The sequence below is a fragment of the Arenibacter sp. F26102 genome (assembly GCF_023015865.1).
Taxonomy (GTDB): Bacteria; Bacteroidota; Bacteroidia; order Flavobacteriales; family Flavobacteriaceae; genus Arenibacter.
Genome location: NZ_JALKBC010000012.1, coordinates 62,020 through 76,427 on the forward strand (window position 1 = coordinate 62,020; position 14,408 = coordinate 76,427).

Below are 14,408 nucleotides of genomic sequence, written 5' to 3' on the forward strand. Positions count from 1 at the left end.
TTTCCCAAATATACCGGAAACAAAATTCAAGTAATTCCTCGGTTTATGGTTTAGATGCCCAACCTAAGAAATATTGACCAAAGTGAATTTGAATTTGTAAAAGACAGGTCTGGTGTAGATAACAGTGTATTTTCTATTGTTGAAGGTGATATGGTCCGTGTTGGGGCCCAGATTGTCCAAGTATTAAGTATTAATTAGAATACCGAGTATTTGTTACTCAGAAACTGTAAAATTAAAAAAATAAATAAAATGCTTGTAAAGCTTCATTAACAAACAAAAATTATGATTAAACAAAGTACCTTTTTGCTAGTGACCTTATGTTCGGTGTATTCATTTGCCCAAACCTCCGTTGTAGAAATTCCCGATGTCGGTGCTGCCGTGGCAACCAATATGGTTGATCTAACACAGAAATCTCCTTCGATATTGGTTGAAAGAGGTCCATATTTACAGAGTGGCACACCAACCAGCGTTATTGTAAGATGGCGAACGGATACAGCAACCGAATCAGTTGTCAATTATGGTACCAAATTAGGTGCTATGTCCAAAAATGTAACAAGCTCTGATTTAATTACAGAACACGAAGTTACCGTATCCGGATTAGTTCCCAATACAAAATATTATTTCAATATAGGCAACCGAACAGAGGTCCTGTCCGAAAGCGTTACTGGCGATATGTACGTAATTACAGCACCTACTGCGGGCACCAAACAATATGTGCGTGCATGGATTTTGGGCGATCCAGGAACGGGAAATAGTAGCCAAAGGGATGTTCGTGATGCGTACTACGATTACGTTGCTACTGCCCCAACAAACCAAGGCAAAACGGATATGATGTTGTTTTTAGGGGATAATGCCTATAACACGGGACAGGATGCAGAATATCAAAATGCTTTTTTTGATGTTTACGACGATATGTTCAAAAAATCCGTGGCATGGTCCTGTATAGGGAACCATGATGGCGATTCTGCAGATTCCGACACACAATCAGGTCCGTATTACGATATATTTACGTTCCCAACTGCTGGAGAAGCTGGAGGAACTCCATCGGGAACAGAGGCCTATTATTCCTTTGATTATGCCAATATCCACTTTATAATACTGGACTCCCATCACACGAGTCGCACAGTCGGAGGCCCTATGTACAATTGGGCACAGACCGATATTCAAAACACCTCACAAGATTGGATCGTAACCCTGTTTCATCATCCGGCATACTCCAAAGGGTCACATGACTCCGATGTTGACCATCGACCTATTGAAATGAGGGAAAACTTTATGCCCATGTTGGAAGCCAACGGGGTAGACCTTGTTTTAAATGGACATAGCCACTCCTATGAACGCTCTTATTTCTTGAAGGGACATCAAGGTTTTGCCCATACTTTCAACCCGGACGAAATTTCGAATGGCGGCCATACCGTAGGGGCAACAGGAAATGGGGACGGTAAGGAGGATAGCGATGGGGCATACCAAAAAACCAGTGAAGCTACAGAAGGTGCCGTATACATAACTACCGGGTCCGCAGGTCAAATATCTGGAGGCGATCTAAATCACCAAGCTATGTTTATATCCTTAAATAAACTAGGTTCATGTGTTATGGAAATAGAAGATGATGGAATGGGCGGACAAAACCTGATCGTGAAGTTTATAAGGGAAACAGATGAGATCGATGATTATTTCACTATCAACAAAACAGGTATCACCCTTAAAGCAAATGCAAACGGAAAAGGGCAAAAAAGTGCAGGGCTATTTTATGATTCAGACAATAATTTGGTCAAGCTCAAATTAGATAAAAAAGAACGGCTAAAGAAAGTGAAATTCTATAACAACATTGGAAAATTGGTAAAGAAAAGTAGAAAGAAAACTATCAATATCGGCAAGATGCCACAAGGGCTGTATGTTATTGAGGTCATTACAAACAAAAAAACGTATAACGAATCCTTGATCATAGAATGATTTTGCTAATTGATTAACAATCGGTGTACTTCGTATCAGAAGTTAAATTACAAACTTTTTATTTCTTGAATTTTGAAAATGAAAAAGGACGTTTAATGCTTCCTTGAATTGTCTAGAACGCCATTCGCAATGGAAATGCAAGGAAACAGGGCACATTAAATAGACAAAGGTTTGTTGTTAGCGGTTGGTGCGGCAAATAACAAATGAAGGGAACGAAATTGTGTACACCCCTGAAGGCTTTTTATAAGAAATGAATGCAAATACAACTATAGTCTTATAAGAGTTCCAAAAATTATTTCTATTAGGCTAATGAAATTAATTATGATGCTGATTTGATCGAGAAAATTGAAATTAAAAAATCAAAAAAAAAATGAAGGATAGAAGTAATACTTTCAAGTCTTCATCATATTATACCATTTTAATATCTATCTATTTATATTTAATTATTACTCTATGACCGCACAAAAAGACGCAAAACAATCTAGATTACTATCACTTGATTTTTTTAGGGGATTTACAATGTTTTTATTGATCGTAGAGTTTACTCTTCTGTTTGATCACCTTACCTCACCCCAACTTGAGGGCACATTTATTTATAATATTGGCCATCAGTTTCATCATCATCCCTGGCATGGCTTGAGGTTTTGGGATTTAATACAACCGTTTTTCATGTTTATTGTGGGGGTAGCAATGCCTTTATCATTCTTCAAAAGAATGAGCAAAGGAGATAGTTATAAATCCATATTGAAACATATACTAAAGCGCTGCCTACTCCTTCTTATATTGGGTTGGGCATTAAATTGTATTCCTGATGGAGTGGTTTTTCGTTTTCAAAATGTCTTGGCACAACTTTCTGTTACAATTATTGTGGCCTTTCTTTTAATGCGAAAACCTGCCATAACGCAAATTGCTGTTTCCCTTGGACTGTTGGTTCTAACAGAGATTATATACCGAAGTTTTTGGGTTGAGGGATTTGACCAACCATTTGTTTCCGACCAAAATTTTGGATCATGGTTAGATATGTTGATTTCAGGACAATTGTCACCTGGACATTGGGTTACCTTTAATGCAATCCCAACTTCTGCACATACAATTTGGGGCGTGTTGGCAGGCAGTCTACTGATGGGAAAAAGAACAAACAAACAAAAACTTCTATATTTAGTTATTGCAGGTGTAACCGGATTAATTATTGGTTATGGCCTAGATCCAATAACACCGATCATAAAACGAATTGCAACAACATCCTTTGTACTTGTAAGTGGGGGATGGGCTTTGCTAGCTCTTGCGGCCTCTTTCTGGTTAATTGATATGATGAAAGTGCATAGAGGGGTACAGTTTTTTGCAGTGGTTGGAATGAACCCTTTGTTTATTTATATTTTCGCGAGTGTGGGTGGAGCCGATCTTCTAGGGCGAATTATAAAGCCATTTTCAACAGCATTGTTTGGATGGACAGGGGAATTGGGTACAAATATAAGTACTTCCTTATTTGTAGCTTTTGGGCTATGGTACATTTGTTATTGGATGTATAAACGGAAACTTTTCATCAAAATATAATAATTTAAAAATCCGCATAATAGAATAACCATCATGGGGAATCCATTTTTTTAAAATGAATTTGTTTGTCCACACCAAGGATTAGAAATGGTGAAAACCCGGTTTATACTTTGCGACGATAATAATAAAGTGACAAGCCTTGGTAGGCTAAAAAAATTATCTAATGTTAATATTCTTTCAAATGTTCAATTTACCAAAATAGAGATTATGAAAAAAATTCAAAAACCCGCTCAATCAATTGTTTACATTTTGACAATTATTTTATTGATTTCCTGTAAAAATAAAAATATAGAGATTGAACCCAGTAGGCCAAACATCCTGTTTGCTATTATGGATGATGCTACATATGAACATATGGGGATTTACGGATGCGATTGGATAAAAACACCGAATTTTGACAGGGTAGCCAAAGAAGGCCTTCTGTTTTCCAAGGCATATACACCGAATCCCAAATGTGCTCCCTCGAGGTCGATAATATTAACTGGCAGAAATTCCTGGCAATTGGAGGAGGCAGCAAATCATTGGGGATATTTCCCAACAAAATTCAAGACCTATGCCGAAGTATTGGAAGATAACGGGTATCACGTTGGTTATACGGATAAAGGATGGGCACCAGGTATAGCAAAAAGCGAAAATGGTAGTGAACGTTTTTTAGTTGGAAAACCATACAATGAAAAACGTACAGATCCCCCTGGTGATTTTATTTCAACAAATGATTATGCCGCTAATTTTTCGGACTTTCTATCTGATAATAAGGAAGGTTCTCCATTCTGCTTCTGGTTTGGATCACAGGAACCCCATAGAGCTTACGATAAAGGAATCGGTATCAAACTGGGAGGTAAAAAACTTGAAGAAATTGACAAAGTCTATTCGTTTTGGCCAGATAACGAGACAGTAAGGGGAGATCTGTTGGATTATGCCTATGAAATTGAATATTTTGACCATCAATTGGGCAAAATGTTGAAAACTTTGGAAGATAGAGAAGAATTGGACAATACCGTCATAATTGTAACTTCAGATAATGGAATGCCTTTTCCAAGAGTGAAAGGCCAGGAATATGAACTTTCCAGTCACCTGCCATTGGCTGTTATGTGGAAAAACGGAATAAAATCTCCTGGGCGTACTATAAATGATATGGTATCCTTTGCAGATTTCGCCCCCACCTTTTTAGAATTGGCCAATGTAGAGCCTTCCAAAAATGAGATGAAGCCAATTATAGGTAAAAGTTTAATACCCATCTTCAATTCTACCAAATCAAAAAATATAGACAATTCAAGAGATGACTTCGTTTTATTAGGAAAAGAGAGACATGATGTTGGTAGACCTAATGATTGGGGTTATCCTATCCGTGGAATTGTCAAGGGAGACTTCCTCTTTATTCAAAATTTTGAAACTTCCCGTTGGCCAGCCGGAAATCCTATTACCGGATATTTAAATTGTGATGGTTCTCCTACTAAAACAGAATTGTTGGCATTAAGGAAAAACCCTGAAACATTCCATTACTGGGATTCAAGTTTTGGAAAAAGACCGGAGTTTGAACTGTATAATATAAAACAAGACCCTGAATGTATGGTGAATATTTTTGACAATCCTGATTATTCCAAAAAAGCAGAGGAATTGAAAATGCTTATGACAGATGAGCTAAAAAGACAAGAAGACCCGAGAATATTGGGAAATGGACAAATATTCGACAACTATGTATATGCCGATTCAAAAGGGGTTAATTTTTACGAAAGATATTTAGACGGTGAAGAACTTGGCACGAGTTGGGTCAACCCTTCTGACTTTGAGGATATGGACTTTGAAGACATAAATGACTGATAGACCGATTTCTTCTTTAAAGCAATGATTTAAAATTGATAAGCCTAACGAATTTCATTAAATATCAGAACCTCAAAAATATATTGTTACCTAATTAAATCCATATTGGATAATATAATTTCACCTATTTGTTAAAATTGAAAAACAAGAATAAAAGACTATGAAAAAATTACTATTAATTTCACTATTACTAATAACAACCTATAAGACATATTCCCAGAATAAGGAAAAAGTAGAGATAGCAATACTACAAGATGAATATTGGTGGGGTGGACTTAGTGCTATTGGCCATAACACTCCTTATGATTCAGAAACTATTGAGAGTCATGACCTTTGGGGAGATAACAAAGGAAATCAAGCGCAACCATTGTTGTTATCCAGTAAAGGCAGATACGTTTGGAGTGAATCTCCAATAAAGTATGTCTTTGATAAAGGAAAGATAACGGTCACCACAAGAAGCGGGGAAATCCAATCTGGAAGTGCTGGTGAAAATTTACGGGATGCCTACAATTTCGCCGTGTCCAATTTTTTTCCTCCAAACGGCAAAACGCCCGAAAAGCTTTTGTTTACGAAACCTCAATACAACACTTGGATAGAGTTGATCTATAACCAAAATGAGGATGATATTTTAAAATATGCCCAAGCAATAATTGATAAGGGTTACCCACCGGGGGTGTTAATGATAGATGACAATTGGCAGGAAAGTTATGGCACTTGGGAATTTTCACCGCGTAGATTCAAAGACCCTAAAGGAATGATCAAAAAGTTACATGGTATGGGATTCAAGGTTATGCTATGGGTTTGCCCTTTTGTAAGCGCGGACACAGAAATTTTCAGACATTTGGCCAAAGAAGGAATGCTGTTATTGGATGCCGATAGAACACAAGAGGTACTCTGGGCCAATACAGAAAACAAAGCAGCAATTATTAGATGGTGGAATGGGGCAAGTGCCTGCTTGGATTTAAGTAATCCTAGGACCCAAGACTGGTTTGAGCAAAGGCTAAAATTCTTAATGGATGAATACGGTGTGGATGGTTTTAAATTTGACGCGGGCGACGCTGATTTTTATACCGATGATATTATATCTTTTGTACCAGAAATCAACCCTAATGATCATACTACTTACTTTGCAAAATTAGGATTACAATTTCCTTTAAATGAATATCGAGCGTCGTGGAAAATGGCAGGTTTACCTTTGGCGCAGCGATTGAGGGACAAGAACCATAGTTGGAACGACCTCGAAAAGCTTATTCCTGATTTGATGTCCCAAAGTTTAATGGGATATGCATATACCTGTCCTGATATGATCGGTGGAGGAGAGCACCAGTCTTTTGAAAATTCCACAACAATTGACCAGGAGTTGGTGGTACGTTCGGCTCAGGTTCATGCTTTAATGCCAATGATGCAGTTCTCTGTGGCACCATGGCGAGTTTTGTCCGAAGAAAATAATCAGTTATGTCTTGAAGCCTCCCTTTTGCATGCCAAAATGGGAAGTTTAATACAAGAATTGGCGGAAGAAGCTTCAAGAACCGGAGAGCCTATAGTAAAGCCTATGGCCTTAGCATATCCAAATAGCGGATATGAAACCATAAAAGACCAATTCATGCTTGGAGACCATATATTGGTTACCCCGGTAATCAAAAAGGGAGAAAGAAAACGAAAAGTAGTTCTACCCAAAGGAAAATGGAAAGCGGAGAACGGTGAAACTTTTAGAGGAGGCCGCACCATTGAGATTGATGTTCCTTTGAGTCGTTTGCCCTATTTTACCAAAAAATAATACCTTAATAAGTAAGCTATGGCTTTCTTATAAAGTGTAAAATTTGAGTTGAGTTAGTTTAATCGAATGGGGAACAATGGGAAACTATTGTTCCTTTTTTTTTATTTAATTGAAGCGCTACTCTCCTATATACTTAGAAACGTCATTAATAATTACCATAAAAAATTGCTTTTCATTTCTAAATTCCTTCCTAATCTTTTTAAATGCAATGCGCATTTGACTTTCTACCGTCTTTTCAGAAATTGCCATTCTTATTGCTATTTCCTTGTATTTTATACCATCCCTTTTATTGAGTAGTAATATCTCCTGACACTTGGGTGGCAATTGGGCAATAACTAGTTTTAATCTCTTAATCTTAAAGTCAAGGTTGCTGTCTTCTTCGATTATATTTTCCTTCGCCATGCTATATTTCAGCTCATCCAGGATTTTATTTGTGCGTTGATTTTTTCGATATAGGTCTATAAAGGAATTATAGGCGCTAGTGAATAGAAAGTTCTTTAAAGATGGGCTTTCGAGTAAGTCAGGACGTTTCTGCCATAAACTAATAAAACAATTTTGGACTATATCCTTTGCCTGGTCGTGATTGTTGGTAAGTGTTTTAGTATACGCTAGTAATGGCCCATAAAGTTGATCAAATACTATTTTAAAGACATCTTTCTGCTGCGGCATATATGATAAAAAGTCTCCTCAGTATATAAGGGGGGTTGGTGGGTAAAGATAGCTGGTTAGTTACAAACTTTAAAAAAAAATAATTTTTTTAAGGGTTTTTTGCTTTCTATGCGTTCATGCTATGAATGTGCCATTTAATGTGTTAAAAATTAAGAGAAACCAAATTGAGAAAAATAATAAACAAATATTTAGGTGATACCATTGATGGTGTAGAAATGGAAAGACTTATGGTTTGGTTGGAAAAAGAAAAAAACCAAACCAAGTTTAAAGCCATGGTTGAGAACCATTATCATTTAAATTTGGGCCTACAAGAGGTGGATTTGGAAATGGAGTATTCCTTGCTGTTGACTAAACTGGACGGCCATAGCATTAATACAAGGCGTTCAATTTTCAAATGGTACCAAAGTGCCGCTGTTCTAATTGCACTGTTGGGGTTAGGTTATATTATGTATTTAACTCTAGGCTCTTCGGATGAAACCTATATTGATGCCAACGCCATTACTATAAAACAGGAGAATGGAAATATTCAAGTAATTAAGGAAGATGGTAGTGTTGAAATTGTTGATAGTAAAGGTAAAGTCATTGGCCGTCAAAATGGAGGTAATTTGGATTATAAAAATGTAGGGTCTACAAATGTGTACAATCAAGTTGATGAAATCCTGGCTTACAACGAATTGGTTGTGCCGAATGGGAAGAAAATGAAATTGATTCTTTCGGATAGCACCATAGTCCATATTAATGCTGGCACCCGTTTTAAGTATCCCATTAGATTTTTAAAAAATCAGGATAGAAAAGTGTTCTTGGAGGGGGAGGCCTTTTTTGAAGTGACGGAAGATAAGAGCAACCCCTTTATTATCAACGCCGATGATATAGACATCCGTGTACTGGGTACCAAGTTTAATGTTAGCTCCTATAACAACGATGAAAGTATAAGCACTGTCCTAGTCGAAGGCTCTGTTGAATTGTATCATGTTGGTAAAGATCAAGATAATAAAGACAAATATTTATTAGCCCCTGGTCATATAGCTTCTTGGAAAAAATCAGAAAACAATATGGCTATCAATATGGTTGATGTCAATGAATATACCTCATGGGTCAATGGACAAATTATATTCAAGATAAGACCATTTCCTGAAATTATAAAAGTATTGGAGCGGCATTACGATGTCTCAATTACCAATAATTATGATTTTTTAAATAGTCAACAATTTTTTGCGAAGTTCGATACTGAAACTATCGAGCAGGTAATGACCTATTTTCAGAATAGTATTCCCTTTTCATATACTAGGGTAGAGAATGAAATTATAATTAACAAACCATAAAACCGGATGCCTATGATTGAATTTTTTTTTTAGTCTCACCTTAAACTAAAAAAATCGGAATATGCTCTAACATATCCCGATTATAATAGGTGATTAATTTAATAACCACAAAAACGTATACAAAAGTATGAATAAAAAAATTACTCGTTTGGGGATAATATGTCAATTATTTCCCAATATCAGTTTAAAAATGAAGTTGACTACTCTTTTTTTAATATTAACCCTTTTTAGAATAGAAGCTAGTACCTACTCCCAAAATACCAAAATTTCATTGGACTTGGAATCAGTAAGTATTATGACTGTATTCAATGAAATTGAAGCTAAAAGTGAATTTAAGTTTTTGGGCAACCAGGATGTGATAGACAAAGGAATGTTAGTTTCTGTTCATGTCAACAAGGAACGAATCGATAAAATATTGACCGATTTGTTCAAAGGTACTAACATTTCCTTCGTAATTATTGATAGACAGATTGTCTTAAAGAAAGAAAAACCCAAAGTACAATTAATGGAATCTTCAACCTTTGGGTTGAAGGAGGAATTGGAGAAGCAAAACATTGTTACGGGAACAGTTACCGATGAAAATGGTACCCCATTACCTGGTGCCAATATTCTTGAAAAGGGAACCACGAATGGTACACAAGCGGATTTTGATGGTAATTTTTCCATTGTTATGGAAAATGAAAATGCCATTTTAGTGATTTCTTATATTGGATTTACCAATAAAGAAGTTCCCATAAACGGCCAATCGGTTCTTCAAGTGACCTTGGTTGAAGATTCTGCCAAGTTGGATGAAGTTGTGGTAACGGCATTGGGAATTACCCGTGATGAGAAATCGGTAGGTTATTCTGTTTCTCAGGTAGGTGAACTAGAAAAAACGGGAGCTTATAATGTGGCCAATGCACTATCCGGAAAGGTTGCAGGTGTTAATATATCTCAATCCGCATCGGGGATAGGTGGCTCTTCAAAGGTTATTATTCGTGGTAATAATTCATTGGTTGGTAACGGTCAACCGTTATATGTAGTCGATGGTATACCATTGAATAATGATGTCAGAGATGAGGCCGATAAGTGGGGAGGTACTGATTACGGAGATGGTATTTCAAGTATCAATCAAGATGATATAAAAAGTATTTCGGTTTTAAAAGGGCCTAACGCCGCCTCATTATACGGGCAAAGAGGAAGTAATGGTGTTATCTTGATAACTACCAAATCAGGGAAGTCTAGAAAAGGAATAGGTGTAACCATAAATAGTGCCTTTTCAATTGGAGACGCTGCGGTATTGCCAGATTTTCAAGATACCTATGGACAAGGATTAAATGGTGACTTTACACACCTTAGGGCGGAAGATGGTACTATATATAGTATGTCCGATGCAATCTCTGGAGGCTATACAGGTATACCTAAAGCTAGCGCAGGAAGAGATAGGCTAACAAGAGGAAGTTGGGGAGCAGCATATAATAACGAATTGTATGAAGATCAATTCGGTAATGTGCTTCCATATGTTGCCCAGCCCAATACTTTTCAAGAATACTTTCAACCCCAGATAACACAAAATAATACTGTTAGTTTAACGGGAGGTAATGAGGATGTAACTTATTTTTCTTCGTTTTCAAATTTTGAAGTTGACGGCTATGTTCCAACCAATGAAATTACAAGGAATACTTTTAATTTGAGGGTGAACGCCCAAGTTACACCGAAGTTAAAACTTGATGCCAAAATCAACTATTCCATTCAAACCGGCGTTAATAGACCCCAATTGAGTGATGCTGCGGCGAACCCGGTATATTTGCTAATAAGCCAGCCACGAAGCATCGCTGCTTCATCTCTTGAAGATTATACTTGGACAGAGGAGCAATTGGCTGGAGCGTTAGGAGTGGGAAGTAGAGCAATCCCAGGAAACGAAAAAACCTATGCAACCAATGGTTCAACGGCTAATCAATATTGGACAATCAATAATACACATAACTCTGATAAAAGAGATCGCATATTAGCTTCTTTGAATCTGAATTATAACTTTACAGACAATATTAGTCTTAATTTAAGAGGGGGTACAGATAGTTATACCTTTCAAAGACATGAATACCGTGCTATCGGTACTCGAATAACCTCAGACCAAAGAGGTGATATGGTAGAAGTTGTAGACAGGGTAAAGGATAATAATTTTGAGGCTTTAGCTACCTTTAAGCTCAATCCAATAAATGATTTTAACATTGAATTTAGCGCTGGTACAAGTCTTCAGAACAAGTTTTTTAGACGTGTAGGAAATACGGGTGAGCGTTTTAAAGTACCAGACCTTTTTATAATTCAGAACACAGAGCAGGTGACCCCAATATATGATCTTGTTGAATCTGAGATACAATCGGTTTATGGTTTAGCTCAAATATCTTATAAGAATTATCTATATGTGGATATTACTGGTAGAAACGACTGGTCATCTACTTTGTCCAAAGATAACAATTCGTTCTTTTACCCATCCGTTAGTACTAGTATAGTAGTTAGTGATGCCTTAAATATTTCAAGTCCTTTTTTAACTTTTCTTAAAGTAAGAGGATCCGTTGCACAAGCCGGAAATTCTGGTGATCCTTATCAATTAACGGGAGCCTATTCTGTTGCAAGTACTAGTTTTGTGGGTCATCCGACAGCTACTTTTTCGCAGACGATTGTGGATCCAAATTTAAAAAATGAGCTGACTACTTCTTATGAGTTCGGGGCAGACCTTAACCTTTTCCAAAATCGTTTGGGCCTTAATTTCACCTATTATTCCGCAAGTACTAAAAATCAAATTGTTAGTGTACCTGTTTCTGAAACGACTAATTATAATAATTTCAGGTTCAATTCCGGGGAAATCACCAATAAAGGGATAGAGGTATTATTAACTGCTACGCCAGTAAAATTTGAGAGTGGTTTTAGCTGGGAGACATCTTTTACTTTTGCAAAAAATAAAAATCAGGTTGTAACCCTGGCCGATGGTGTAGAATCCTTTCTGCTTGGAGAGGATAGAGGTATCAGTATTCTGGCTATACCAGGTGAGGCATTTGGTGAAATGTATGGAACAAGCTTTGCATGGTTAAAAGACAATGAGGGTAATATTCTAATTGATCCTTCAAGTGGTCTACCATTGAAAACAGCTGATAAATCTCCGCACCGAATTGGAAATGCGTTGCCCGATTGGACAGGCGGCTTTTCCAATACTTTTAGATATAAAAATTTGTCATTATCCGCACTTGTTGATATAAGGCAGGGGGGGCAAATATATTCACAAAGTTTACGTGAAGAAATTATTTATGGTACCACCAATAAGACTATTGAGGGTAGAGATGGTACTTATGTTGCCAAAGGTGTAATTGCAGAAAAGAACGTTTCCGGTGAGTGGGTGAGTACAGGAGCAACAAATACGCAACAAGTAAACGCACAAGATTATTGGAATGTAGTGGCAAGTTCTAAAGAAGATGTTATTTCTGAGGAAATGTTACAGGATGCCAGTTATATATCTATGCGTGAATTGACTTTGGGCTACCAGTTGCCACGAAAGATACTTTCAAAAACTCCTTTTGAAAATATAGGAATCTCTATTTATGGCAGAAACCTTTTCTATTTTGAAAGGCACACGGACGGATTTGCTCCTGAAGCAAGTGCGTTTAACGTAAATAATTCTTCAGTAGGTCTGGAATCTACGGCACTTCCATTATTGAGAACCTTTGGAATTAACTTGAATTTAGGATTTTAAAAACACATTTAATTATGAATAATAATAAAAATATAGTAAGTAATACCTTGCAAATTGCAGTGTTTTTAACTTTTGTATTCTTGCAGTCTGGTTGCACTGGTGATTTTGAAGAACTTAATACACCGCCAAAATCGGTAGTTTCTGTAGATCCCGGTTTGTTGCTTACAGATGTCCAAAAGAATATTGTTTTGGATGAGTTGGGAGAACTACCCAATAACATTCAAGGGTCATGGATCCAGCATTGGGCAGGAGGACAAATTTTAGGCCAATCAAGGTATATAGCACAACCTTTTGATTTTGATAGTTATGATAAATTGAGAAGTTTGGCTCTAATTAAACATGAACTACTTGAAGGCTTGGAAGAGGATCCAAAAGGTAGAACCAAACTCGCTATCGCGAAAATAATGGAGATCTATACTTGGCAAGGTCTGACCGATAAATTTGGTCCTATACCATATACTGAATCAGGAAAACCCATTGATGAGCTAATTATGCAACCCAAGTATGATTCACAAGAAAGCATCTATCAATCTTTGATTGTTGAGCTTGACTCTGCAGTGGCACAGTTAAATGCCACCGATGAATCTTTTGGAGATGCAGACCTGTTTTATAATGGAGATGTTTCACTTTGGACAAAATTTGCAAATTCCCTTAAATTGAGATTAGGTATGCGAATTAAATATGCAGATGCCGCATTATCTAAGACTACAGTTGAAAGTGCTTTGTCCCGTTTATTGATCGACAGTAATTCTGAGAATGCAAAAGTGCCAACAAGTAATGATATTACAAGCAATAGAAATCCTAACCTACGTCAATTTTCGTCAGGTAGTCCAGATTTGTTTTATTTGGCCGAAAAGTTTATCAATGTGCTTGTTGAGACTGAGGACCCAAGATTGCCACTTTTAGCGGCACCAAATGTTGCTGGTCAATTACCTGAATATCAAGGGGTAAAAGTTGCTGAAACTGACAATTACTACTCGGGCATTATTCGTAATCAGTTTTCAACACCATCAATTTATTTTGATGATAGTTATGAGATTCCGGTGTATGCATTTAGTTATGCTGAAGTCTGTTTCTTTAAAGCTGAAGCTGCCCTGGAAAATTGGGGAGGTTTTACAGATTTAGATGCTGAAATCTTTTACAAACAAGGAGTAATTGCAGCAATGTCTATGGAACCTTTTAATATTTCTGAAGCTGACATACCTGTATCCTATGCTACTGCAGAGTTTTCACTTACTGGAACCAAAGAGCAGAAATTGGAAAAAATAATGACCCAAAAGTGGATTCATTTATTTGGAAGGAACCAAGAGGCTTGGTCGGAATGGAGAAGAACAGGATATCCTGTTTTGAATCCTGGACCTTTTGCAGGGGGTGCTCAACTGATTCCTAGGAGATTAATTTATTCATCCGAAGAACAGTTTGTAAATAAGGATAATTATGATGCAGCAGTATCTACTCTAAGTGATGGAGATAGTTATGTATCAAAAGTTTGGTGGGATAAAAAATAACTTGGCCCAACCTACTTAAAAGTCTTTACAGGTTATTTATTTTTTATAAATAGGGGAGGGAAATTATTTTCCTCCCT

The 14,408-nt window shown here is 36.9% G+C and carries 8 protein-coding genes; 7 read left to right on the plus strand and 1 reads right to left on the minus strand.

Annotation, left to right across the window (positions count from 1 at the left end):
* The first annotated feature begins 282 nt into the window (after nt 1–282).
* The 4 genes from MWU78_RS16280 (at nt 283) to MWU78_RS16295 (ending at nt 7,105) form a co-directional block, all read left to right on the plus strand.
* Entirely contained in the window at nt 283–1,953 is a 1,671-nt protein-coding gene (locus MWU78_RS16280) for a metallophosphoesterase (RefSeq protein WP_246999643.1), read from the plus strand.
* Between the two features lie 453 nt (nt 1,954–2,406).
* Nucleotides 2,407–3,507 carry a DUF5009 domain-containing protein gene (locus tag MWU78_RS16285; protein WP_246999645.1) on the plus strand — a complete coding sequence of 367 codons (1,101 nt, stop codon included), beginning with the start codon at nt 2,407–2,409 and terminating at the stop codon, nt 3,505–3,507.
* Between the two features lie 207 nt (nt 3,508–3,714).
* Nucleotides 3,715–5,328, plus strand: coding sequence for a sulfatase (locus tag MWU78_RS16290; RefSeq protein WP_246999647.1), 1,614 nt, complete (start codon nt 3,715–3,717; stop codon nt 5,326–5,328).
* Between the two features lie 160 nt (nt 5,329–5,488).
* Nucleotides 5,489–7,105 (plus strand): glycoside hydrolase family 31 protein, encoded by a 1,617-nt coding sequence (locus MWU78_RS16295; RefSeq protein WP_246999649.1) that lies wholly within the window; start codon nt 5,489–5,491, stop codon nt 7,103–7,105.
* Between the two features lie 117 nt (nt 7,106–7,222).
* On the opposite strand, the gene MWU78_RS16300 is transcribed toward MWU78_RS16295, so the two are convergent.
* A complete protein-coding gene (locus MWU78_RS16300) occupies nt 7,223–7,774 on the minus strand; it encodes an RNA polymerase sigma-70 factor (RefSeq protein WP_246999651.1) in 552 nt (183 codons plus the stop codon).
* A 164-nt stretch (nt 7,775–7,938) separates the two neighbouring features.
* Here MWU78_RS16300 and MWU78_RS16305 point away from each other — a divergent pair, with 164 nt between their 5' ends.
* The 3 genes from MWU78_RS16305 to MWU78_RS16315 all read left to right on the plus strand — a co-directional run bounded on the left by MWU78_RS16305 (nt 7,939) and on the right by MWU78_RS16315 (nt 14,331).
* Complete coding sequence (locus MWU78_RS16305; protein ID WP_246999653.1) at nt 7,939–9,096, plus strand: FecR family protein; 1,158 nt, start codon at nt 7,939–7,941, stop codon at nt 9,094–9,096.
* 127 nt (nt 9,097–9,223) lie between these two features.
* Nucleotides 9,224–12,823 carry a SusC/RagA family TonB-linked outer membrane protein gene (locus tag MWU78_RS16310; protein WP_246999655.1) on the plus strand — a complete coding sequence of 1,200 codons (3,600 nt, stop codon included), beginning with the start codon at nt 9,224–9,226 and terminating at the stop codon, nt 12,821–12,823.
* A gap of 14 nt (nt 12,824–12,837) precedes the next feature.
* Nucleotides 12,838–14,331, plus strand: coding sequence for a SusD/RagB family nutrient-binding outer membrane lipoprotein (locus MWU78_RS16315; protein WP_246999657.1), 1,494 nt, complete (start codon nt 12,838–12,840; stop codon nt 14,329–14,331).
* Nucleotides 14,332–14,408 lie beyond the last annotated feature (77 nt).